Raw genomic sequence first — 23,893 nt, forward strand, 5'->3', positions numbered from 1 at the left:
TGGTACTGCCAGGAAACGATTTCACAGGGTTTCACTGGTCCTTTCTTTTTTGATCTCCAGGACCATTCTCAAATACGCTGCTAACAGTCACGTATGTGTACCATTTGTTGCGTCTCGCCTTTCTGACCTGTCCATGGTGACATTATGCCCTTATATAAAATATTTTTTAACTATTTCATTTGTTGCGTATCTTATCTTTCAGCCTGCGTCACATTAAAAATTTCTCATTCGACGTGTAACGCAGTGGACAGCTCGCTTTACACTCTCTGCAGCCGCTTGTCTGCATGAAATAGCGTAAAATTATTTAGAGTTAGATAAATTCACCAGAAAAATTACCGTTATTTACCTTTTAAACTGACAGCTACAGTAAACCTTCGTAAATGCGCCAAAACCTGCTGCTGCCCTTCATTTGTCACCCACAGGAGAGTACATTGTGCAGGTTTTTGTTTTCTGCGGCAGCGACAGGGATTCTGCCCATTAAGGCGGTATGATGACTTTTCAAATTGATAAATCCGGTAAGCTGGATAACGTCTGTTATGACATTCGTGGTCCGGTATTAAAAGAGGCGAAGCGCCTTGAAGAAGAAGGCAATAAAGTTTTAAAACTCAATATCGGCAACCCGGCACCTTTTGGTTTTGAAGCACCGGATGAAATCCTGGTGGATGTCATTCGCAACTTGCCAGGCGCTCAGGGCTACTGTGATTCCAAAGGACTGTATAGCGCACGTAAGGCGATTATGCAGCACTACCAGGCGCGCGATATGCGCGATGTCACGGTGGAAGATATTTATATCGGTAACGGCGTTTCTGAGCTAATTGTGCAGGCGATGCAGGCATTGCTGAACAGTGGCGACGAGATGCTGGTACCCGCTCCCGACTATCCGCTCTGGACCGCCGCCGTCTCGCTCTCCAGCGGTAAAGCGGTCCATTACCTCTGCGATGAGCAGTCCGACTGGTTTCCCGACCTGGATGATATCCGCAGTAAGATCACCCCCCGCACCCGCGGCATTGTGATCATCAACCCCAACAACCCTACCGGTGCGGTCTACAGCAAAGCGCTGCTGCTGGAGATTGTTGAAATTGCCCGTCAGCATAATCTGATCATTTTTGCGGATGAGATTTACGACAAAATCCTGTATGACGATGCCCAGCATCACTCCATCGCCGCGCTGGCGCCGGATCTGCTGACGGTCACCTTTAACGGCTTATCAAAAACCTACCGTGTTGCCGGTTTCCGCCAGGGCTGGATGGTACTGAACGGGCCGAAAAAACATGCGAAAGGTTACATTGAAGGGCTGGAAATGCTGGCCTCTATGCGCCTGTGCGCTAATGTTCCGGCACAGCACGCCATTCAGACCGCCCTGGGCGGTTACCAGAGCATCAGCGAGTTTATCGTACCGGGCGGACGTCTTTATCAACAGCGTCAGCGGGCATGGGAATTGATCAACGATATTCCGGGCGTAAGCTGCGTGAAACCGCAGGGGGCGCTGTATATGTTCCCGCGCATCGATGCGAAGAAATTCAATCTCCATGACGACCAGAAAATGGTGCTCGATTTTCTGCTGCAGGAGAAGGTGTTGCTGGTGCAAGGTTCCGCCTTTAACTGGCCATGGCCAGACCATGTGCGCATAGTTACGCTGCCGCGCGTTGACGATCTGGAAATGGCCATCGGTAAGTTTGACCGTTTTCTGCAAGGCTACCGTCAGTAATCATCCACGCGTATACTGATCGCATTTCGGGGAAGCGCAGCCTTCCCCGTCTCGCGAACAGGATATATTCATGACCCGAAGCCACTTTTTCGCCCACCTTTCCCGCCTGAAACTGATTAACCGCTGGCCTCTGATGCGTAATGTGCGTACCGAGAACGTTTCGGAGCATAGTTTGCAGGTGGCAATGGTCGCGCATGCGCTGGCCATCATTAAAAACAAGAAATTCAGCGGCAACCTGAACGCCGATCGCATCGCCATGCTGGCGCTTTATCACGATGCCAGTGAGGTGCTGACCGGCGATTTACCAACGCCGGTGAAGTATTACAACGCGCAGATTGCCCACGAATATAAAAAAATAGAAAAAATCGCGCAGCACAAGCTGATTGAGATGTTGCCACCCGAATTGCAGGAGGCGTATCGGCCGTTACTTGATGAGCATCTGCACAGCGAAGCCGAGCAGGCGGTGGTCAAACAGGCAGATGCCCTGTGCGCTTATCTGAAATGTCTGGAGGAACTTTCCGCCGGGAATAACGAATTTCTGCTGGCGCGCTCGCGTCTGGAAAAAACGCTGGATCAACGCCGCTCGCCGGAGATGGACTACTTTATTGAAGTGTTTGTGCCCAGCTTTAGTCTCTCACTGGATGAAATTTCTCAGGACAGCCCTCTGTAACCGGCTGTCCTGGAGTTAACAGCTACGCCTGCTGGCGAAATCTAAAGCTGCCGTCCGGCTGCTGATCAATGATTAACGCTTCCAGCGTAGTGAGACTGAGCGCGATTTCATCCAGACGCGGCGCATCGGCCGGCGCATTCACTGCAATCACCGGACAGCCGGCATTCAGACCCGCATGGATACCCGCCACGGCATCCTCCACCACCACACAGCGCTCAGGCGCCAGACCCAGTTTTTCCGCTCCCAGCAGATAGGCATCCGGCTCAGGTTTGCCGCGTGCTACCTGTTCGGCGGTAATAAAGATCTCTGGCGCTGGCAGACCTGCCGCTTTGTGACGCGCATGCGCCACCGGCACCGAACCGGAAGTCACAATCGCCCAGGGGATCTGCAGCGCGTTCAGCTGGTTCAGCAGCTGCTGCGCGCCAGGCAGCGCGCGGATACCGTCGGTATCTTCCGCTTCCGCCTGCTCAAGACGACGAAACTCCGCCTGGATCGCCTCTTCCGGCTGCCCGGCCATAAAATGACGCAGTGAAGTGATTGCCTGTTTACCGTGAATAAAGCTCAGGATCTCATCAGCGGGGATACCGTGACGTTCCCCCCAGTTGCTCCATGCGCGTTCCACCACAGGTAAAGAATCGACCAGCGTGCCATCCAGATCAAACAAAAAGCCGTTACACTTCACGCATCACTCCTTTTTACACATTAATAATTTGCGCGATTTCATTCGCGCTCAAATGGTACTGGCGCGGACAATTTTGCCACACTGACAGCATCCGTTGATACTTTTCCCACATTGGCGTTTGCGCATTAAAGCCGTGCGTGCCCGAATCAAACTGGGTATAACGCCCTTCGCGATAGATAATAAAGCGGACATAGCCCAGATAATCGGCTTCGCTGGTCGCATCGAAACCGTGAAAAGTCAGATGACGCAGCGTGAGATCGCCAGGCGTTTTCAGATTAGACCAGGAGACATGCAGCGCATGATACATCTCCAGGATCTGGTTGAGCGTACGGCAGGTTTCTTCAGAAAGTTCGCTGAACTCATGGGTCAGCTCGCGCAGCTGCAAGCCGTAACCGCGTTCAATAATGGTCTGGCAACGCTGGTAATGCGCGGCATTCTCCGGCTCCAGCATAGCCATTATTTTGTACTGATTAGACAGAATCAGGCGTTGTGCCGGGGTCATTTCCACATTTCTCTCCCGTATCGTAGCGATCGTCAGGTAATGAACATGCAGAAATCATTGCACACCGAAAGCGCCGGGTGTATGGCTATACCCCTTTTCTTTGATTTGACCCGGGATATGCGTCGAATTTTCCGGACGGCATCTCCCGTGCAGGCTCAGAGATCGTCAAGGAAGGTTCTGTCGAGCTGCTTAAAGGCGCGCTTCAAAAGATCAGCCAGCGACTGATAGGTGGGCTTGCCTTCTACCGGCGCTATCGCCTGCCCTGCCTGCTCCAGCTTCGCCCGTACCTCGTGGAACCAGTGCAGCAAGGTGGGCGGCAGAGGCGTAACCGAACGCTTACCCAGCCACCACAGTCCCTGCATCGGCAAGCTGCAGGCGAAGAGTGCGGTTGCTACCGCAGGCCCCAGCTGTCCGCCCAGCGCAATTTGCCAGGTGAGAGTAAAGACCGCCAGCGGCGGCATAAAACGGATCGCAAAGCGGGTGGCGGTGCTGACCCGGTTTTCCGGGAAGACGGGCGCGAGGCGCTTATCGTTCGGCCAGGTCTTCATATAATGCTGTCCACGCTGGAATAATTTGAACCAGCTTACGTTGCCTGTGTTATTTGCCATGGCGGGCCTCAACTAAACCTGTAGAAATTAAAAAAACTTTTTAGAGCAATGCAACTTCTGGTGACATCCTTCAAAATTTTTTGTCTTTAAAGCGGGCAACCGCTATTCTGGCGCCCTTTGGCTTATCATTCACTCCCTGGTTTCACGCTTGTTGAGCGGCCAGGCCATGTTTAGCTAAGCGATTATTCAAAAATTTTCGTAAAATTACTGAAATTTTTTATTACGAATCAGATTTGCGCCAACCTATGATATTTATCATGAATCTGGCAGCGTTCATCAGTTACCCTGATAGTCTGATCGCACCACTTTCAGCCACTTTTAACAAATAGGTACTTCCATGTCGAGTAAGTTAGTACTGGTTCTGAATTGCGGCAGCTCCTCGCTGAAATTTGCCATTCTGGACCCTTCCAATGGGGATGAATATCTGTCCGGCTTAGCGGAATGCTTTCACCTGCCAGAAGCGCGTATTAAATGGAAACTGGACGCCAGCAAACAGGAAGCCCCTTTAGGTGCCGGTGCCGCTCACAGTGAGGCACTTAACTTCATTGTTAAAACAATTCTGGCACAAAAACCAGAGCTCTCGGCACAAATCGCTGCAATTGGTCATCGCATTGTGCATGGCGGCGAGCAGCTTACCCAGTCGGTCGTCATCACCGAAGCGGTGGTTCAGGGTATTAAAGACGCTTCCTCTTTTGCCCCGCTGCATAATCCGGCTCATCTGATCGGCATCGACGAAGCGATGAAAAACTTTCCGCATCTTTCTGACAAGAATGTGGCCGTTTTTGACACAGCATTCCATCAGACGATGCCGGAAGAGTCTTATCTGTATGCGCTGCCTTATAAGCTCTATCAGGAGCATGGCGTGCGTCGTTACGGCGCGCATGGCACCAGCCACTACTACGTTTCCCGCGAAGCGGCAAAAATGCTGGATAAACCGGTTGAAGAACTGAACGTCATTACCTGCCATCTGGGCAACGGCGGCTCGGTCACGGCGATACGTAACGGCCTCTGCGTTGATACGTCAATGGGACTGACGCCGCTGGAAGGTCTGGTGATGGGAACCCGCAGTGGCGACATCGATCCCGCCATTATTTTTTTCCTGCACGACGCGCTGGGCATGAGCGTGGATGCCATTAACAAGCTGCTGACCAAAGAGTCTGGTCTGCTGGGCCTGACGGAAGTCACCAGCGACTGCCGTTACGCGGAAGAAAATTACGCCAGCAACGCGGGCGCACGCCGCGCACTGGATGTCTTCTGTCACCGACTGGCGAAATATATCGGTTCCTACAGCGCGCTGATGGAAGGCCGCCTCGATGCAGTGGTGTTCACCGGCGGTATTGGTGAAAATGCGGCCACGGTACGTGAACTGACACTGAAAAAGCTGGCGCTGCTCGGCCTGGACGTGGATCATGATCGCAATCTTGCAGCACGTTTCGGTCAGGCAGGTTACATTAATAAAGAGGGCTCTCGTCCGGTGCTGGTCATTCCGACCAACGAAGAGTTAGTGATTGCTCAGGACGCTGCGCGCCTGACCGCATAAAGTTTTCCTCCGTCAGGCCTGCCTGACGGAATGATTTCGACACCCTGCAACACCTGAGAGGTTCTACCGTGTCACGTACTATTATGCTCATTCCGACCGGCACCAGCGTCGGCCTGACCAGCGTCAGTCTCGGCGTGATTCGGGCAATGGAACGTAAAGGCGTCCGCCTGAGCGTTTTCAAACCCATTGCCCAGCCGCGCACCGGCGGCGAAAAACCGGACCAGACCACTACCATCATTCGCAAGAACTCTTCCATTCCCGCAGCTGAGCCGCTGCAAATGGCGCGCGTGGAATCGCTGCTGGGCTCGAATCAGCAGGATGTGTTAATGGAAGAGATCATTGCCCGCTATCACGAAAATACCAAAGAAGCAGAAGTGGTACTGGTGGAAGGGCTGGTGCCGACGCGTAAACACCAATTTGCCACCGCGCTGAACTACGAAATCGCCAAAACGCTAAATGCCGAGATCGTTTTCGTCATGTCGCTGGGGAATGACTCGCCGGCGCAGCTGAAAGAGCGGATTGAGCTGACGCAAAGCAGCTTTGGCGGCAAAAAGAATAAAAACATCACCGGCGTGATCATCAACAAACTGAACGCGCCGGTAGATGAGCAGGGTCGTACGCGCCCTGACCTCTCGGAAATTTTTGATGACTCCACCAAGGCCAGTATCGCGAATATCAATCCCGACCAGCTATTTACCAACAGCCCGCTGCCGGTATTAGGTTGCGTGCCCTGGAGTTTTGAGCTGATCGCGACTCGCGCCATCGATATGTGCCGCCACCTGAACGCGGAAGTAATTAACGAAGGCGAAATTCAGACGCGACGCGTGAAGTCAGTGACTTTCTGCGCCCGTAGCCTGCCGCATATGCTGGAACATTTCCGTCCCGGCTCGCTGCTGGTGACCTCGGCAGACCGCCCGGATGTGCTGGTCGCGGCCTGCCTGGCGGCGATGAATGGTATTGAGATTGGCGCAATTCTGCTTACCGGCGGTTATGCCATCGACGAGCGCATCGCCCGCTTGTGTGAGCGCGCCTTCCAGACCGGCCTGCCGGTGTTTATGGTGAAAACCAACACCTGGCAGACCTCACTCAGCCTGCAAAGTTTTAACCTTGAAGTGCCAGTGGATGATACCCAGCGCATTGAACGTGTGCAGGAGTACGTTGCCAACTATATCAATGCCGACTGGATTGAATCCCTGACCGCCGCCTCGGAGCGCAGCCGCCGCCTTTCGCCGCCAGCCTTCCGCTACCAGCTGACCGAGCTGGCGCGTAAAGCGGGCAAACGCATCGTGCTGCCGGAAGGCGACGAGCCGCGTACCGTAAAAGCGGCCGCTATCTGTGCAGAGCGTGGCATCGCCACCTGTGTCCTGCTGGGTAATCCCGATGAGATTCAGCGCGTGGCCGCTGCGCAGGGCGTAGAGCTGGGTACCGGTATTGAAATCGTCGATCCGGAAGTGGTACGGGAAAACTATGTGCCGCGCCTGGTGGAACTGCGTAAGAACAAAGGTATGACCGAAGTGGTGGCGCAGGAGCAGCTGGAAGATAACGTGGTGCTGGGCACCATGATGCTGGAGCGCGGTGAAGTGGATGGCCTGGTGTCCGGTGCTGTGCATACCACCGCCAACACCATTCGTCCGCCGCTGCAGCTGATTAAAACCGCCCCCAACAGCTCGCTGGTGTCATCGGTATTTTTCATGCTGCTGCCGGAACAGGTGCTGGTTTATGGCGACTGCGCCATTAATCCCGATCCCAGCGCGGAACAGCTGGCGGAAATCGCCATCCAGTCCGCCGATTCCGCCAAAGCCTTTGGTATCGATCCGCGCGTGGCGATGATCTCCTACTCCACCGGCAACTCCGGTGCCGGTAGTGACGTGGAAAAAGTGCGTGAAGCAACCCGTATCGCTCAGGAAAAACGTCCTGACCTGGTGATTGATGGTCCGCTGCAGTATGACGCGGCCATTATGGAAGATGTGGCAAAATCGAAGGCGCCAAATTCGCAGGTAGCGGGTCGTGCCACCGTGTTTATCTTCCCGGATCTCAACACCGGTAACACCACTTACAAAGCAGTGCAGCGTTCAGCCGATTTGATCTCCATTGGACCGATGTTGCAGGGGATGCGTAAGCCGGTAAACGATCTGTCGCGCGGTGCGCTGGTAGATGACATTGTGTATACCATTGCCCTGACGGCAATCCAGTCTCAGCAGGCGGAAGATAACGCCTGATACTTACTGGCCGGACGCTGCGTCCGGCCTTTTCTTGCGTTGTCTCGTCCGCAACGTCCCGATCGTTATTCTGTCGCCGGTTCCGCGCTGACGCGGTTGGCTTCGCTGTTACGGCTCAGCCACAGAGACAGCGCTTTCAGGGAATCGTCGGTAAATTCATCACAGCGGGCAGTGATCTCTTCGGGCGTCATCCAGAACACCTCATCCACCTCCTCTTCCTGCATCGCAAACGGACCGTGGTAGACGCAGCTGAACAAGCTGCCCCAGACGCGGCAGTGCGCATCTTCGAAATAGAACTTGCCATGTTCGGCGAACGGCACATCGGCGATGCCCAGCTCCTCTTCCGCCTCACGCCGTGCGGACTCCAGCATCTCTTCGCCGCTTTGCACTACCCCGCCTGCCGTGGCATCCAGCTTGCCGGGCATAAAATCCTTGGTTTCGGTGCGACGCTGCACCAGAATTTTGCCCATGCCATCATGCACCACAATATAGGTAGCGCGATGACGTAAACATTGGGCCCGCATCTGCGCCCGGCTCGCCTGCGCAATCACCTCATTCTCTTCGCTGACGATATCGACCCACTCGATGTCACTACCCGCCGTTTGTTCCACCATCGGTAACCCTTTTCTGTTCTGGCGCCCTGAAGAGCGCCGTTGTTGGCTATGTCATTGTTATAGCGTGCATAAGGTAATAACTTCTGCTGCCAGGGGCAAGCGGTGCCGTTGCGGCTCAGCGCTTTTTACCCGATTCCGCCAGCCAGAGCTGGACGGAAGCACGCTGCCACTGAAATTCGGCATAATTCAGCAGTTTCACCGGCACGGGATCGCCATGCAGCGCCAGTCGATTGAGCATCAGCGCCAGGTCGGTATCGGCAATCGACCACTCACCGAACAGGTTCTGTTGCCCCTCCGGTAACAGACGCAGCGTGGCACTGATAAGTTTAGCGGCAGATTGTTGCGCCGCCGCGGAGAGTGGTGGGAAGCTTTCGCCGGCGAACAACACCTCTGTAGGCCGCTCCTGACGTAGCGGCAGCAGGTCGCTGCGCAGCCAGGCCTGTAATTCGCGTGCCCGGGCGCGCTTTTCCCGATCACGCGGATAGAGACGTTCATACTCTGGCGCAGGAAAGCGCTCCTCCAGATATTCCGCAATCGCCGTGGACTCATTCAGCAGGAAATCATCCACCTGCAGCAAAGGCACGCGGCAGGTTAAGGAGAGTTCCCGATAAGCGGATTGCGTCTGCTCTTCACGCATCAGGTCGATACGTTTCAGGGTAAAGGGAATGCCCTTTTCCGTCAGAGCAACATACACCGACATCACATACGGACTAAAAAACGATGAATCGGACCACAGGGTAATGCCCGGATAGTTCATCTGCCACCTCACTGGCTCTCTGGATTGCTTCATGTTTACCGATTTTTAATGCACAAGGCAATGGCTGGCCTGACGCAGTGTTATCTTGCAGAAGATCCCATTGCTTTCCGCGCACTGCGCTATAAACAAACTTCTCTTCTATGCTGAAACTGAGTGGATAAAACAATCATAAGGAGACTCAGTATGCACATCTTAATCACCGGCGGAACCGGTCTGATAGGCCGACATCTGATTCCGCGCCTGCTGCTGCTCGGGCATCAGATCAGCGTCGTCACCCGGGACGTCGCCCGCGCCCGCGAGAAGCTGGATAAGCGGGTGGCGCTCTGGTCCGGTCTGGCGCAGCAGCAGGATCTCAACGGCATTGATGCGGTGATCAACCTCGCGGGCGAGCCGGTTGCGGACAAGCGCTGGACTGAACTGCAGAAGCAGCGGCTGTGTGAGAGCCGCTGGCAGATCACCGAACGCATCGCCTCGCTGATCAATGCCAGCAGTCAGCCGCCTGCGGTGCTACTGTCTGGCTCAGCGACCGGCTATTATGGCGATACCGGTGACCTGGTGATGACCGAAGAGGATACGGGTCAGGATGAGTTCACCCATCATCTTTGCGCCCGCTGGGAACAGCTGGCGTTAAGCGCCGAAAGCGAGCGTACCCGGGTCTGCCTGTTACGCACCGGCCTGGTACTCTCCAGAGAAGGCGGCGCGCTGAGCAAAATGAAGATGCCGTTTAACCTCGGCATCGGCGGTCCGATGGGCAGCGGCAAACAGTACATCTCATGGATTCATATCGACGATATGGTCAACGCCATTCTCTGGCTGCTGGATAACGAGACCTTACGCGGGCCCTTTAATATGGTGTCGCCCTATGCGGTACGTAATGAACAGTTTGCCGCCATGCTGGGACATGCGATGCGCCGCCCGGCGTTTATGCGCACTCCAGCCAGCGCGATCAAAGTGATGATGGGTGAGTCGGCAGTACTGGTGCTTGGCGGTCAGCATGCGCTGCCGAAGAAGCTGGAGGCCTCCGGCTTTGGCTTTCGCTGGTATGATCTGCAGGAAGCGCTGCAGGATGTGGCGGGATAACGGGGGAACCTCCTGTTCCCCCGGCTGAGATTAAATACGCTGCTGTGAGGCGATGCCGGTCTGCTTCATCTGGTTCCGGGACGCCCGCTCTGGCTGCGGCACTTTGATGATAAAGGTCAGCACCCCGGCAAACAGGTAGAGACCGGTATAGGCCCAGACCACGCCGACGATATCAAAGAACGGCAGCAACATGGAGGCAATAGCGGGAGCGACGAAATTACTCAGCCCGGCAGAGAGGTTGTAAATCGAAACTGCCGCGCCCTTGTGATGCGGCTCGAGCGTGGGAAATACTGCGGTCATTGGCACAAAGGCCGCGACAAACACCCCCAGCATCACCGCCGGAATCACTGCGATCCAGAAGTTATGCCCGGCATAGAGCGGCAGGTAATAAAACGCCAGACTGGAGATCGCCATCCCCAGACAGCCGAACCAGCGTACCTGGCGGATCCAGCCGATATACTCGCCCATGATACCCCAGAAAATATTGGTGAAAATGGTGACGAAAAAGAAGATCGCCCAGATCTGCAGCCATTCAGCAAGGGTAAATCCGAGCCGGTCGACAAACAGCGACGGCATAATAATGGCAAAACCAAACAGCGACAGCGTGTTGATAATGCGGATCAGACAGGCGTAGAAGATGTGCTGATTGGTGAACAGAATGGTCACCGCTCGCGTCAGCTCAGTGACTTTGTCACGCAGCGGCAGATTGACGCGGGAGCGATCCACCGGCACGTTACGCAGGCTGAAAAACGCCAGGATACCGCCGCAGGCCACCCAGGCGATAGCCAGCCAGAGGGTACCGGTTTCGCCGATTGACGGAATGATCAGACTGGGCAGATAGCTGCCGACCACACCAATGCCGACCGAATACATCGCCCAGAACCAGCCGGTGGCGGCGGCCAGATGCGCGCGCGGCAGCACCTGCACCAGTAACAACATAAAGGAGTAGATAAACAGCGGATAGGCGAAGCCGCGAATGCCGTAAAACAGCACCATCAGCGGATAGTTGCGCAGCCCGAGCCCCAGGGACATAAACAGCGCATGCATCACTATCCACAGAATAAATCCCACCAGCATAGCGCGCTGCGGGGTAATCAACTCAGCGACCACACCCGATGCCCAGGCCGCCAGCGCGGCAGCCAGACCATAAAAGGTAAATACCACCGCCGACTGCGTGGGCGTAAAGCCCAGGTCGATAATATGACGTGACAGAAAAGCCATTTCGAACCCATCGCCTGCCATAAAAATGGCGATGGCAATGAATCCCCAGAGCAATTTTGTTGGCAAGCCAAACCAGTACGCTTTCGATTGCATCACACTCTTCCTCTCTGTTTTCTGACAGCTCGACGCCCGGCAGCAGGTCGCTGTCAGGGCATGGCGATGGGCGGCGGACGTGGGCATGTCTGCCAGGCGTGCAACAACGTCACCGGCGCTGCGCCCACCTCCGCCCTGATTACACGGCGGCCAGCGCCTGTGCGGGTTGGGCGATCCAGCTTTCCAGCCCGGCGACCGTGCGCGCCATCAGCGCATGGAATGCGGCTGAATGCGCCAGAGTGCCAAACAGCGACTCGTCGCGCAGATAAGCGCTCAGCGGATCGGCGCTGGCAAACAGCTGACGCAGCGCCTGCGGCTGTAACACGCCATCCTGATACTCATACGGCAGGCTGCCCTGAGCCAGACGCCGCAGAAACAGAAAGAACAGCGCAGGCAGCACTGCCGTGGCGGCGGGAACTTCGCCACGCTGATAGCATTCGCGCAGGGTTGGCGTCACCATACCGGGGATTTTCGACAGCCCGTCGGCCGCCACACGCTGATTGGTGTCTTTAATCCAGGGGTTACTGAAGCGGGCTAACACCACATCACGATAACGGGCAAGATCCAGCGGGCTGGGTAACAGCGACGGAATCACATCCTGAGTAATGTACGCCGAGGCCAGCTGATAAATTGCCTTTTGCCGTGTGCTCTCATCAATGTAATCCAGCCCAATCAGGGTGCCGGCCCAGGCGATACCGCTGTGCGTAGCATTCAGAATGCGGATTTTCGCCTCTTCCCACGGCAGCACGGAGTCAACCAGTTCAACACCCACCTTCTCCAGCGTCGGGCGTCCGGCAATAAAATCATCTTCAATCACCCACTGGATAAACGACTCAGCCATTACCGGCACCGCATCGTCAATGCCCGTCGCGGCTTTGACCCGTGGCGCGATATCGGCAGTGGGACGCGGTGTAATGCGATCTACCATGGTGTTGGGTGAGGTGGTTGCGTGCATAACCCACTGCGCCAGCGCGCTTTCGCCTTTCGCTGCGAGGAAAGCTAAAAAGCCGTGCCGGAAACGTTCACCGTTATGGCGCAGGTTGTCGCAGCTCAGCAGGGTTACTGGTCCGCCTTCACTGGCGATGCGCTGCTGGAGAATACGCGTCAGTGCGCCGTACAACGTACGGATATCGCCCTGCAGGTCGGCCTGAATATCCGCCTGCTGTAGATCAAGCTCATGATCGGGGGTCAGATAATAACCGGCCTCGGTGACAGTGAAACTGATCACCCGCGTTTCTGGCGCCGCGCCACAGGCGACCAGCGCGCTGATATCGCGATCCCAGGGCAGTACCTGACGGATGGAGGTGATGGCTTCCCAGGCGCGCTCACCCTGTGGCGTTACCGTTTCCAGCACATAACGTCCCTGCTGCGCTGCCAGTTGATCCAGCAGCGGAGTGGCGTCGTTGCGTATGTTGCCCAGCGCGATGCTCCATTCTCCCTCCCCCTGCTCAAGCAGCTTATGCAGATACCAGGCCTGATGGGCGCGATGAAAAGAGCCTGCGCCAATATGCATCCATACCGGTGAAGTCATATAACCACCTCCAGCTAAATAAACATTTGTCGTCATTAAGGGCAATTGCCCGAGAAGGCTATGGTAGACGCGAAAAGCGCCCGAATTCTGCGAAGCAATTCACAATTAATACTTTTGCCCAATTTAAGAGCTTTTGCTCAAATAGTGCTTTCGGCACATTTAGCGCTAGAATGGCGGGAACTGAACAAGGGATGCCACGATGAATAAAGAAGAGAAAAAACAGGAACTGGCGGCCCGTGCGGCCTGGATGTATTACGTTGCCGGGCTGACGCAACATGAAATTGCTCAGACGCTGGGATTATCGCGTCAGGTCGCTCAGCGCCTGGTCTCCGGTGCCCGTGAAATGGGTATTGTCAGCGTGCGCATTAACCATCCGGTGAGCCATTGTCTGCGGCTGGCGCGTGATGTGCAGGAGAAATTCGGCCTGAGCTTATGTCGTGTGGTGCCTTCCTCGACGCTGAACGATGAGGCGATCCAGCAGATGCTGGCGGTCGAGGGAGCTGAAGTGATGGCGCAATATATCCTGCAGGAGGAGCCACAGGTCTTTGGCATCGGTTCAGGGAAAACGCTGCGTGCCGTTATTGATGCCCTGCCCTGGGTAGAGCGGCCTCAACATCAGTGCGTATCGATGATTGGCGCTATCGCCCGCGACGATTCCGGTACCCGTTACGATGTGCCGCTGAAGCTGGCGGAAAAAATGCAGGGTAAATATTTCTTTATCCCGGCTCCCCTCTACGCCGATACCCCGGAAGATAAAGCGATGTGGTGTCAGCATCAGGTGTATCAACGCGTTACGCAACGCGCCCTGCAGGCCAACATGACCTTTATCGGCATTGGCGAAGTTAATCCCGGCTGTCCGCTGCACGCTGAGGGCTTTATCACCGATGCGCAGGTACGCACGCTGAATGAACGCGGCGTCGTCGGTGAAATGCTCGGCCATTTCATTAATCAGCAGGGTGAACGGGTTTTCGGCGAAACTGATGAACTGCTCACCAGCGTAACGCTGGAAAGTCAGACGCCACGCGCCATCATCGCCTTTGCCGGAGGGGAGAGAAAATATCCGGCGATTGCGGCAGCGTTGCATGGCCGCTGGGTGTCCGGACTGGTGACCGATGAGGCGACCGCGCTGCGTTTACTGGACAAACCAGCATAACCCGTGACGGACGCTGCTCCCGGCGCAGCGACATGCGCCGGGACAGGCAGGGCTTACTTCAGTGAACCGCTGAGAAACTGCTGCAGACGCGGGCTTTTTGGATTGCCGAACAATTCCTGAGGGGGGCCCTGCTCCTCGATTTTGCCCTGATGCAGGAAGATCACATGGCTGGAGACGTGACGGGCAAACTCCATTTCGTGTGTAACCACCACCATGGTTTTCCCCTCCTCCGCCAGTTTTTGCATGATGCGCAGCACCTCGCCGACCAGTTCAGGATCGAGCGCAGAGGTAGGTTCATCAAACAGCAACACTTCCGGTTCCATCGCCAGCGCGCGTGCGATAGAGACACGCTGCTGCTGACCGCCAGAAAGGTGTACCGGATACTTGATGCGCGCGCGCTCATCAATACCGACCTTTTCCAGATATTTGATAGCACGCTCACGCGCTTCCTGCTTGTTCAGCCCCAGCACCTGAATCGGCGCTTCCATCACGTTCTCCAGCACCGTCATATGGCTCCAGAGATTAAAGTGCTGAAACACCATGGTCAGACGCGTGCGCAACGTGCGCAGCTGCTCTTTATCCGCCACCTTTAACTGGCCATCCTTGTCACGCACCAGACGGATGGTTTCGTTGTTCACATTGATAGTGCCTTCGCTCGGCTTTTCCAGGAAGTTGATGCAGCGTAAAAAGGTACTTTTCCCCGATCCGGAGGATCCAATAATGGTAATGACGTCGCCGGCATCAGCCTGCAGCGAAACGCCTTTCAGAACCTCATGTTCACCATAACGTTTATGCAGTTCGGTGACGCTTAATTTATTTTCAGCCATAGTCATACTCAATGGGACGAGGAGGGTTTCAGGTGCGCCAGCCAGCGGCGCTCCGCCATGCGGAACAGGCTAATCAACCCGTAAGAGATAATCAGATACAGCACAGCGGCCAGTCCGAATGCCGTAAACGGCTGATAGGTAGCCGAGTTAATATCACGCGCCACTTTCAGCAGATCCGGTACCGTCGCGGTAAAGGCCAGCGCCGTGGAGTGCAGCATAAGAATCACTTCGTTGCTGTAAGCCGGTAACGCGGTGCGCAGCGCCGAGGGCAGAATAATGCAGCGATAGAGTTTAAAAGTGGAGAAACCGTAAGCGCGCGCAGCTTCGATCTCACCGTGGGGGACGGCACGAATGGCTCCGGCAAAAATTTCTGTGGTATAGGCGCAGGTGTTAAGGGTAAAAGCCAGCAGCGTACAGTTCAGACCGCTGCGAAAGAAGGCGCTCAGTAAATCTGACCCTTTCACCACTTCCAGCGTGTACATACCCGAATAGAATACCAGCAGCTGCACATAGAGCGGCGTGCCGCGAAAAACATAGGTAAACAGCCACACCGGGAGGCTGATAAACTTATTGGGCGAGACGCGCGCAATGGCCATCAGCACCGCCAGACAGCCGCCCAGCACCACCGAAATAATTAACAGCCAGAGGGTAATCGCGACGCCGGTAAAGCGATAGCCGTCCGTCCAGAGCAGCGCCCGCCAGTACTCCTGAATAATCTCAATCATAACTCGCCCTTTTCACACCTACCGTGTAGCGACGTTCAAGCCACCACAGCACGCCGTTTGACAGCGTGGTAAACACCAGATAAATCACACCCGCCACAATGGCGAAATAAAAGGGCTGCCAGGTACTCTTTCCGGCAAGCTGGGTCGCTTTGACCACATCTTCCAGGCCGAGCAGCGAGACCAGCGCCGTGGCTTTCAGGATCACCTGCCAGTTGTTGCCGATCCCCGGCAGCGCATAGCGCATCATGGCCGGAAAGAGAATACGGCGAAACACCTGTGAACCGGTAAAGCCGAAGGCCGTGGCCGCCTCGATTTGTCCTTTCGGAACGGCGAGGAAGGCACCGCGAAAGGTTTCTGTGAAGTAGGCGCCATAGATAAAGCCCAGCGTGATAATACCGGCCACCATCGGGTCGATATCAAACTGGCTGATCCCCAGCGCATCCGTTATCTGGTTGAGAATAATCTGCAGACCGTAAAAGATCAGCAGCATCAGCACCAGATCAGGTACCCCACGAATCAGGGTTGTGTAGCCCTCAAAAATCAACGCCAGCGAACGATGACGCGACAGTTTTGCGCCTGCGCCAATCAATCCGAGGATCACCGCCAGCAATACCGAAGTAAGCGCCAGTTCCAGCGTCACCAGGGTGCCTCTCAGAATTACGTCAGAATAGCCATACAGCATGAAAATGATCCTGTCGTGGGGAATAAACGAAACGCTGCCCTCTCTTCATGGACAGCCCTGGCCCGATAATGCGCGGCGCAGGAAGGTGGCAAGCTTACGCCTCCCCGGCAGCTTACTAAAGTAAGAGGCCGGGGAGAATAAGCGCAGCCAGCGTTTCTGCGCCCCGCAAGATAAAGTCAGGGGACGACAGGTTTTACTCAGTCACCGTATACATTGAAATCAAAGTACTTTTTCGCAATTTTATCGTAAGTGCCATCTTTGCGCATCTCAGCAAACGCCTTATCAATCGCTGCTTTCAGATCGCTGTCGTCTTTACGCAGGCCCATACCGGTACCTACACCAAAGATTTTATCATCTTTTACTGCCGGACCGGCAAAAGCATAATCTTTGCCAACCGGTTGTTTCAGAAAGCCTTCGCTTGCCTGGATTTCATCCTGGAAAGCCGCATCGATACGACCTGCGTTCAAATCCTGATACACCAGATCCTGATTCGCATAAGGCGTTACGCTCACGCCTTTTGGCCGCCAGTACTGGTTCGCGTAGACCTCCTGAGTGGTACCCTGCAGCAGGCCGATGTTTTTGCCTTTCAGCGACTCCAGCGTCGGCTCAATTTTTGACCCTTTAGCCGCCACCAGACGGGCGTTGGCGGCATAGAGTTTCTCAGAGAAGGCGATCTCCTGCTGACGTTTTTCGGTGATGGAGAGGGAAGAGATAATGGCGTCGATTTTCTTCGCTTTCAGGGAGGGGATCAGCGCATCGAAATCACTTTCTACATAAACACATTTGGTCTGGATACGTTTGCAAATCTCATTAGCCAGATCGATATCAAAACCCACCAGCTGTCCCTGGGCGTTTTTAGACTCAAACGGCGGGTAAGTCGGATCGGTTCCGATGCGCAACGTTTGTGGCACCGCCGCGAACACGCTTGCGGCACTGGACATCGCCAGCATCAGAGAAAGAGCCAGAACTCGCTTTTTCATAGTTTACCCTCAAGTAAAGTACTTTTTGTTATATGGTGCGTGATGTGTTTGCGCTGAATGATTTGCATGTTTCATGCCAGCTTTGCGAGACAGGCGCGCATTTCATTAGCGGACTAAGCGATGCGGCGCAGTCACCGCAGGTCGTTAGTTTGCGAAGAAAATATAACAGGAGTGTCAGGACGAAAAAGCGAAGATGTTAACTTTTGGTGCACAAGATGCACAAAGAGTGATCGGGCGCGCCGATACGCACCATATTGGTGCAATTACAGCGGCTTATGCACCTTGCCAGCGCGTAAACAGCGCCTGCGGCAAATCGATGTCAAACTGATCCAGCACGCGGTTAACCGTCTGATCAATAATCTGGTCGATGGTAACGGGACGGTGATAAAAGGCAGGCACCGGCGGCATAATGATTGCCCCCAGTTCAGCGGCAGCGGTCATCATGCGTAAATGCCCGATATGCAGCGGCGTTTCACGTACGCACAGCACCAGTTTACGCCGTTCTTTCAGCACCACATCGGCGGCGCGCGTCAACAGACTGTCGCTGTAACTGTGGACAATACCTGAAAGGGTTTTCATCGAACAGGGCAGAATGGCCATCCCGGCAGTTTTAAACGAGCCGGAAGAGATGCTGGCGGCGATATCGCGCACGTCGTGTACCACATCCGCCAGCGCCTGCACATCACGCAGACTGTAGTCGCTTTCCAGCGCCAGCGTCTGGCGTGCCGCCTGACTCATCACCAGATGGGTTTCCACCTCTGCCACGTCCTGCAGCACCTGCAACATGCGTACGCCGTAAATCACGCCGCTGGCACCGGAAATGCCAATGATGAGTCGTTTCATAAAGTTGCCCTGCTGAGAATAAAACAGTAATCATAACGCGGGAGGGCGTGCGCTGTCGCCCGGGGAACACAGATTCGTAAAAACAAGCAGGGCGGGATAGTACCCGCCCTGCTTTCTCAACACATGACTCAGCCGTCAGCCTTCGTTATGCAACTCAAGATTTTCTACTTCGTTCTGACGCGCAATCGCTTTGGCATCATCATTACGCAGCGACTGGAGATACTCCAGATAACGCTGATCCACATCTTTGGTAACGTAGACGCCGTTAAATACGGAACATTCGAACTGAGCGATATCGGGATTCTCTTCGCGTACCGCGTCAATCAGATCGTTCAGGTCCTGGAAAATCAGCGCATCGGCTTTGATCAGCTGGCAAATCTCATCCACTTCACGACCGTGCGCAATCAGCTCGGTGGCGCTCGGCATATCGATGCCGTAGACGTTGGGGAAACGAATTTCCGGCGCTGCCGAAGCCAGATAAACCCGTTTCGCCCCGGCTTCACGCGCCATCTCGATAATCTGCTCAGAGGTGGTGCCACGCACGATGGAGTCATCGACCAGCAGCACATTCTTGTCGCGGAACTCAGCGCGGTTGGCATTCAGCTTACGGCGAACTGCGTTACGGCGCAGTTGCTGGCCCGGCATGATAAAGGTGCGGCCCACGTAGCGGTTTTTCACAAAGCCCTGACGATAGGGTTTGTTGAGAATGCGCGCAATCTCCAGCGCCACATCGGTAGAGGTTTCCGGAATCGGGATCACCACGTCAATGTCCAGATCTTCCCACTCACGGGCAATTTTCTCGCCCAGCTTGGTACCCATGCGCACGCGGGCGCTGTAGACAGAAATTTTGTCGAGGAAGGAGTCCGGACGGGCAAAGTAAACATATTCGAACAAACACGGGTTACTTTTCGGGTTCTCCGCACACTGACGGGTAAACAGCTGTCCCTTCTCAGTGATATAGACCCCTTCGCCCGGCGCCACGTCACGAATAAACTCAAAGCCCAGCGTGTCCAGCGCCACGCTTTCCGAGGCCACCATATACTCCACGCGACCATCTTTCAGTTCACGTTTCCCCATCACCAGCGGACGAATCCCGTTGGGATCGCGGAAGGCGACCATACCGTGACCGATAATCATCGCGACCACAGCGTAAGCGCCGCGTACCTGCTGATGCAGTGCCGCCACGGCAGTAAAAATGTTGTCCGCTTCCAGAGGAGAGTGCGGAAAGCGGTCCAGCTCCTGCGCAAAAATATTGAGCAGAATTTCGGAATCTGAGGTGGTGTTAACATGACGGCGGCCGGTTTCGAACAGCTGCTTACGCAGTTCATGGGCGTTGGTCAGGTTACCGTTGTGCGCCAGCGTGATGCCGTAAGGCGAGTTAACATAAAACGGCTGCGCTTCAGACGCGCTGGAGCTGCCGGCGGTAGGATAACGAACGTGACCGATACCCATATTGCCCTGCAAACGCTGCATGTGACGTGCTTCGAAAACGTCGCTAACCAGACCATTGGCCTTGCGCAGGCGGAAACAGTTAAGCGCATCAATGGTACAAATGCCTGCGGCATCCTGCCCACGGTGCTGCAGCACCGTTAACGCGTCATAGATCGACTGGTTGACCGGCATAAAACCGGTGATACCAACAATACCGCACATGTTGTCATTTCCTCATTAAGCCGCACTCCCGGCAGTGTCACCGGGGTAAAAAACTCGACGTGCTGGTCAGGTAATCGAAAAACCACCTGATGATATAGCTGAACCGGGGGATGAGCTGAGACTGTTGCCAGTCCGGGCTTCTGGAAAAGCCGGTGAACGTATCGAGGAAGAAAAGAATGGCAGCAACGATCAGCACGCCACGCAACGCCCCGAAACAGACCCCTAACACCCTGTCGGTTCCCGACAGGCCGGTCTTCTCAACCAGCGAGCCGATCACATAGTTCACGATAGCCCCTACAATCAGGGTAGCAATGAACAGTACCGCGATGGCAATTCCGTTGCGAACCAGTTCGTCGTCAAAACCTGTAAACCAGACGGCCAGATAGGCGTAGTAGTGACTGGCGACAAAAAACGCGCATCCCCAGGTAACAAGAGATAAGGCTTCCCGGACAAACCCACGAATCAGGCTGACCAGAGCCGAAAAACCAACTACCGCAATAATGACGTAATCAATCCAGATCATGAACTCTTCCAGCGCCAGTGCATCGTGCACCCCTGCATCCAGTTCGGGGCGCATTCTAACAGAAAAAGAAAACGTTTGCGTAGCGTTTTCCGGTTCTGCCCTGAGAAAAAGGGCGTGGAAAAAATTGTTCCGCGCCCGCTTAACATCATCGCTTATAACCTTTTGTAAAACAAAAGATTAATAACAAAAGCGCTGTACTACACGCGAGGTAACCAGGCCGTTCGCGCGGCCTGTGCTGGCCTCTGATCACATTTATCAACGCTTTTTTACTTATCGCTGCGCATGACAACGCAGCGGCAACCGTCCGGCTTAGCGCACGCTGTAGGATTTCACCACGCCGCTCAGGCCGGTAATACCTTTCAGTTCGCCAACCGCACTCTGCATTTTGCTTTTCGACGCGTCCGGTCCGACAAAGATACGGGTAATCTGTCCCTGTACCGGCGTGGCTGGCACGGTATAGGCGCGATAACCTGAGAGACGCAGCTGCGCCACAATCTCATTCACCTTAGCGGCATTTTTCAGCGCACCCAGTTGTACCACCCAGGCCTGACCGGCTGGCGCTTTCTCCTCGACCGGCCTGGGTTTCTCAACCGGTTTCGGCTGTTCAACCGGCTTCGCGGGCGCTTTCGGCTGTTCGATCGGTTTTGGCTTCGGCGTTTCCACCGGTTTCGGCTTCACGGGCGCACTTTGCTGTACCGGCGGCGGGGTGACTACCGTCGGCGGACTGTTGCTCACCGGCTTCTCGCTGCCGTTCTCTGCCGTACCGGAGGCGGGTTTGCCGTTCTCGCCTTCTACGGCGGCCCCTGCCCCTTCGGGCGGCTGGGCAGGCAACGACTGCGTCACTGGCGGCACCATCTCACTGTCCTGCTGGTCATCCGGTTTGGGCACCAGCGGAATCGCGGCGAACTCCTCTTTATAGTGCTTTTTTTTGCCATCCAGCAGGCCTGGCAGCACGATCACGCCGACGGCAACAAGGATCACGGTACCGACTAAACGATTCTGAAACTTACTCGCCACTGCCTTTCTCCGCTGCCAGGGATTCCATTACTTGCGCCACGGTGTGGAACGAACCACATACCAGCACCACATCCTGCGCGGCCGCCTGCTGGCGTGCCGCCTGCCAGGCCTGTTCGACACTGGCGTACGCCTGCCCTTGCGGCAGATGCGCGATCAGCTGCTCAGCGCTGGCACCGCGTGGCCCCGAAAGCGGCGCGCAGTACCAGCAGTCAACCTGCGGAGCCAGCGCGGCCAGGGTACCGACGATATCTTTATCATGCAGCATGCCTACCACCGCATGCACTTTCCCCTGCTGCGGCAACTCCGCCAGCCGCGACGCCAGATAAGCGGCGGCATGGGGATTATGCGCAACATCAAGGATTACGCGCGGCGCGGTGCTGATGGTCTGAAAACGTCCCGGTAACAGCGCCTGCGGCAACGCCTCACGCACCACCTCATCACTTACCCTGAGGCCTGAAGCGCGCAGCGCCGCCAGCGCGGTGGCAGCATTGGGCAGCGGCACCTGCGGCAGCGGCAGATGACGCAGTTCGCCCTGTTGATCCCGGAAATCCCAGCTGTCGCCCTGGCGTTCAAAACGCCACTGATGATCGCGCTGCAGCAGATGCGCGCCTTTTTCCGCGGCGACCGCAGCGATAGTAGCAGGCATATCGGGTTCCCCCACCACAGCGGGTTTCCCACCACGAAACACGCCCGCTTTTTCCCGGCCAATGCTGTCGCGATCCGGTCCGAGCCATTCGGTATGGTCCAGCGCAATGCTGGTGATCACCGCGACATCCGCATCGACAATATTGGTGGCATCCAGACGCCCGCCCAGACCAACTTCCAGAATCACCACGTCCAGCTGCGCCTGGCGGAACAGCATCAGCGCCGACAGCGTACTGAATTCAAAATAGGTGAGCGACGTGTCGCCACGCCCCGCCTCAATGGCGGCAAAGCTGGTGGTGTGTGCCGCCTCAGCCAGCTCTTCGCCCTGAATGCGCACGCGTTCGGTATAGCGCACCAGATGGGGTGAGCTGTAGACGCCGACACGATAGCCAGCCGCCATCAGCAGGGTTTCCAGCGTACGACAGGTGGTGCCTTTGCCATTGGTTCCGGCAACGGTGAAAACAAAGGGGGCAGGTTTCAGCAGATCCAGACGTTCCGCCACGCAACGAATACGCTCCAGTCCCAGTTCAATGGTCTGCGTGTGCAGATGCTCAAGATAATGAAGCCACGTGGCCAGAGGCGACGTGGCTTGAGGAAGGTGAAGATTGTCCATGTGTCCCGTTACAAATTTACGGTGCATTGGTGAAAGGCGCCGCAATGGCGCCTCTCCATCTCCTGTCAGGCCTCGTTGCTCTGCGGTGCAGCCTCGGTTGCAGACTGCTCACCGTCATGCAGCGGTGCCGGCAGGTTCATCATTTTAGCCAGCAGGCTTGCCAGTTTATAGCGCATTTCCGGGCGGCGGATGATCATATCAATCGCGCCTTTTTCGATCAGAAACTCACTGCGCTGGAAGCCCGGCGGCAGCTTTTCACGCACCGTCTGCTCGATAACGCGCGGTCCGGCAAAGCCGATCAGCGCTTTAGGCTCAGCGACGTTAAGATCGCCCAGCATCGCGAAGCTGGCGGAGACGCCACCCATGGTCGGGTCGGTCAGTACGGAAATATAAGGCAGACCGCGCTCGCGCATTTTCGCCAGCGCCGCACTGGTTTTCGCCATCTGCATCAGCGACATCAGCGCTTCCTGCATACGGGCACCGCCACTGGCAGAGAAGCAAATCAGCGGGCAGTTGTCTTCCAGTGCCTGCTCTACGGCACGCACAAAACGCGCGCCTACCACGGAACCCATAGAGCCGCCCATAAAGGCGAACTCAAAGGCCGCAGCAACGACCGGCATCCCGTACAGCTGGCCTTTCATCACCACCAGCGCATCTTTCTCTTCGGTATCTTTCTGCGCCGCAGCCAGACGATCCTTATATTTTTTCGAATCGCGGAACTTGAGAATATCTTTCGGCTCAAGTTCGCTACCCAGCTCCACCATGGTGCCCTGATCCAGCATGCTGTTCAGGCGTTCACGGGCATGCATACGCATGTGGTGGTCGCATTTCGGGCAGACCTCCAGGTTACGCTCCAGCTCGGCACGGTACAGTACCTGACCGCAGCTGTCGCACTTCGTCCAGACGCCTTCCGGAATGTTAGCTCTGCGCGTCGGCGTGATATTGCTCTTATTAAGAATGCGTTCAATCCAGCTCATTGATGACCTTTCTGTTTGAATCTGACCTGG

At 55.6% G+C, this 23,893-nt stretch carries 23 protein-coding genes; 6 read left to right on the forward strand and 17 right to left on the reverse strand.

Going from position 1 to position 23,893, the window contains the following annotated elements:
• Nucleotides 1-490 precede the first annotated feature (490 nt).
• Complete coding sequence (locus E0E17_RS00925; RefSeq protein ID WP_130835420.1) at nt 491-1,708, forward strand: pyridoxal phosphate-dependent aminotransferase; 1,218 nt, start codon at nt 491-493, stop codon at nt 1,706-1,708.
• A 70-nt stretch (nt 1,709-1,778) separates the two neighbouring features.
• Nucleotides 1,779-2,378, forward strand: coding sequence for a 5'-deoxynucleotidase (gene yfbR / locus E0E17_RS00930; RefSeq protein ID WP_130830865.1), 600 nt, complete (start codon nt 1,779-1,781; stop codon nt 2,376-2,378).
• 22 nt (nt 2,379-2,400) lie between these two features.
• On the opposite strand, the gene E0E17_RS00935 is transcribed toward yfbR, so the two are convergent.
• The 3 genes from E0E17_RS00935 to yfbV all read right to left on the reverse strand — a co-directional run bounded on the left by E0E17_RS00935 (nt 2,401) and on the right by yfbV (nt 4,170).
• Nucleotides 2,401-3,060 (reverse strand): sugar phosphatase, encoded by a 660-nt coding sequence (locus E0E17_RS00935; RefSeq protein ID WP_130830866.1) that lies wholly within the window; start codon nt 3,058-3,060, stop codon nt 2,401-2,403.
• A 13-nt stretch (nt 3,061-3,073) separates the two neighbouring features.
• Complete coding sequence (locus E0E17_RS00940) at nt 3,074-3,568, reverse strand: YfbU family protein (protein WP_130830867.1); 495 nt, start codon at nt 3,566-3,568, stop codon at nt 3,074-3,076.
• Between the two features lie 149 nt (nt 3,569-3,717).
• Complete coding sequence (gene yfbV, locus E0E17_RS00945) at nt 3,718-4,170, reverse strand: terminus macrodomain insulation protein YfbV (RefSeq protein WP_130830868.1); 453 nt, start codon at nt 4,168-4,170, stop codon at nt 3,718-3,720.
• Between the two features lie 337 nt (nt 4,171-4,507).
• Here yfbV and ackA point away from each other — a divergent pair, with 337 nt between their 5' ends.
• Both ackA and pta read left to right on the forward strand, forming a co-directional pair.
• Nucleotides 4,508-5,710 (forward strand): acetate kinase, encoded by a 1,203-nt coding sequence (gene ackA / locus E0E17_RS00950; RefSeq protein WP_130830869.1) that lies wholly within the window; start codon nt 4,508-4,510, stop codon nt 5,708-5,710.
• 68 nt (nt 5,711-5,778) lie between these two features.
• Complete coding sequence (gene pta / locus E0E17_RS00955) at nt 5,779-7,929, forward strand: phosphate acetyltransferase (protein ID WP_130830870.1); 2,151 nt, start codon at nt 5,779-5,781, stop codon at nt 7,927-7,929.
• Between the two features lie 65 nt (nt 7,930-7,994).
• Here the strand turns inward: pta and yfcD are convergent, their stop codons facing one another.
• Together yfcD and yfcF are read right to left on the reverse strand one after the other, a co-directional pair.
• Nucleotides 7,995-8,543 carry an NUDIX hydrolase YfcD gene (gene yfcD / locus E0E17_RS00960; protein WP_130830871.1) on the reverse strand — a complete coding sequence of 183 codons (549 nt, stop codon included), beginning with the start codon at nt 8,541-8,543 and terminating at the stop codon, nt 7,995-7,997.
• Between the two features lie 115 nt (nt 8,544-8,658).
• Nucleotides 8,659-9,300 carry a glutathione transferase gene (yfcF, locus tag E0E17_RS00965; RefSeq protein WP_130830872.1) on the reverse strand — a complete coding sequence of 214 codons (642 nt, stop codon included), beginning with the start codon at nt 9,298-9,300 and terminating at the stop codon, nt 8,659-8,661.
• Nucleotides 9,301-9,483: 183 nt separating this feature from the next.
• Here yfcF and E0E17_RS00970 point away from each other — a divergent pair, with 183 nt between their 5' ends.
• Nucleotides 9,484-10,380 carry a TIGR01777 family oxidoreductase gene (locus E0E17_RS00970; protein ID WP_130830873.1) on the forward strand — a complete coding sequence of 299 codons (897 nt, stop codon included), beginning with the start codon at nt 9,484-9,486 and terminating at the stop codon, nt 10,378-10,380.
• A 30-nt stretch (nt 10,381-10,410) separates the two neighbouring features.
• On the opposite strand, the gene E0E17_RS00975 is transcribed toward E0E17_RS00970, so the two are convergent.
• Together E0E17_RS00975 and dalD are read right to left on the reverse strand one after the other, a co-directional pair.
• Nucleotides 10,411-11,694, reverse strand: coding sequence for an MFS transporter (locus tag E0E17_RS00975; protein WP_130830874.1), 1,284 nt, complete (start codon nt 11,692-11,694; stop codon nt 10,411-10,413).
• 139 nt (nt 11,695-11,833) lie between these two features.
• Nucleotides 11,834-13,225, reverse strand: a complete 1,392-nt coding sequence (gene dalD / locus E0E17_RS00980) for a D-arabinitol 4-dehydrogenase (RefSeq protein WP_130830875.1) — start codon at nt 13,223-13,225, stop codon at nt 11,834-11,836.
• Nucleotides 13,226-13,424: 199 nt separating this feature from the next.
• Between dalD and E0E17_RS00985 the strand changes: the two genes are divergently transcribed.
• Nucleotides 13,425-14,378 (forward strand): sugar-binding transcriptional regulator, encoded by a 954-nt coding sequence (locus E0E17_RS00985; protein WP_130830876.1) that lies wholly within the window; start codon nt 13,425-13,427, stop codon nt 14,376-14,378.
• 53 nt (nt 14,379-14,431) lie between these two features.
• On the opposite strand, the gene hisP is transcribed toward E0E17_RS00985, so the two are convergent.
• The 10 genes from hisP to accD form a co-directional block, all read right to left on the reverse strand.
• A complete protein-coding gene (gene hisP, locus E0E17_RS00990) occupies nt 14,432-15,205 on the reverse strand; it encodes a histidine ABC transporter ATP-binding protein HisP (protein WP_130830877.1) in 774 nt (257 codons plus the stop codon).
• Nucleotides 15,206-15,213: 8 nt separating this feature from the next.
• Nucleotides 15,214-15,930 (reverse strand): ABC transporter permease, encoded by a 717-nt coding sequence (locus E0E17_RS00995; RefSeq protein WP_130830878.1) that lies wholly within the window; start codon nt 15,928-15,930, stop codon nt 15,214-15,216.
• Nucleotides 15,923-16,612 carry a histidine ABC transporter permease HisQ gene (locus E0E17_RS01000; RefSeq protein ID WP_130830879.1) on the reverse strand — a complete coding sequence of 230 codons (690 nt, stop codon included), beginning with the start codon at nt 16,610-16,612 and terminating at the stop codon, nt 15,923-15,925. Before E0E17_RS01000 ends, E0E17_RS00995 begins: the two co-directional genes overlap by 8 nt.
• 197 nt (nt 16,613-16,809) lie before the next feature.
• Nucleotides 16,810-17,592: a lysine/arginine/ornithine ABC transporter substrate-binding protein ArgT gene (gene argT, locus E0E17_RS01005; protein ID WP_130830880.1), complete on the reverse strand. Its 783-nt coding sequence runs from the start codon at nt 17,590-17,592 to the stop codon at nt 16,810-16,812.
• 273 nt (nt 17,593-17,865) lie between these two features.
• Nucleotides 17,866-18,435, reverse strand: coding sequence for a UbiX family flavin prenyltransferase (locus E0E17_RS01010; protein WP_130830881.1), 570 nt, complete (start codon nt 18,433-18,435; stop codon nt 17,866-17,868).
• Nucleotides 18,436-18,570: 135 nt separating this feature from the next.
• The gene (gene purF / locus E0E17_RS01015; protein ID WP_130830882.1) at nt 18,571-20,088 is read right to left on the reverse strand and encodes an amidophosphoribosyltransferase; all 1,518 of its coding nucleotides are present in this window, start codon (nt 20,086-20,088) and stop codon (nt 18,571-18,573) included.
• Nucleotides 20,089-20,125: 37 nt separating this feature from the next.
• The gene (gene cvpA, locus E0E17_RS01020; RefSeq protein ID WP_130835421.1) at nt 20,126-20,611 is read right to left on the reverse strand and encodes a colicin V production protein; all 486 of its coding nucleotides are present in this window, start codon (nt 20,609-20,611) and stop codon (nt 20,126-20,128) included.
• 309 nt (nt 20,612-20,920) lie between these two features.
• Nucleotides 20,921-21,628 carry a cell division protein DedD gene (dedD, locus tag E0E17_RS01025; protein WP_130830883.1) on the reverse strand — a complete coding sequence of 236 codons (708 nt, stop codon included), beginning with the start codon at nt 21,626-21,628 and terminating at the stop codon, nt 20,921-20,923.
• Entirely contained in the window at nt 21,618-22,886 is a 1,269-nt protein-coding gene (folC, locus tag E0E17_RS01030; protein ID WP_130830884.1) for a bifunctional tetrahydrofolate synthase/dihydrofolate synthase, read from the reverse strand. Before folC ends, dedD begins: the two co-directional genes overlap by 11 nt.
• Before the next feature lie 65 nt (nt 22,887-22,951).
• Nucleotides 22,952-23,863 (reverse strand): acetyl-CoA carboxylase, carboxyltransferase subunit beta, encoded by a 912-nt coding sequence (accD, locus tag E0E17_RS01035; RefSeq protein WP_130830885.1) that lies wholly within the window; start codon nt 23,861-23,863, stop codon nt 22,952-22,954.
• Nucleotides 23,864-23,893: the final 30 nt, after the last annotated feature.

It is taken from the genome of [Erwinia] mediterraneensis (genome assembly GCF_900604315.1).
GTDB classification, from domain to species: domain Bacteria; phylum Pseudomonadota; class Gammaproteobacteria; order Enterobacterales; family Enterobacteriaceae; genus Pantoea; species Pantoea mediterraneensis_A.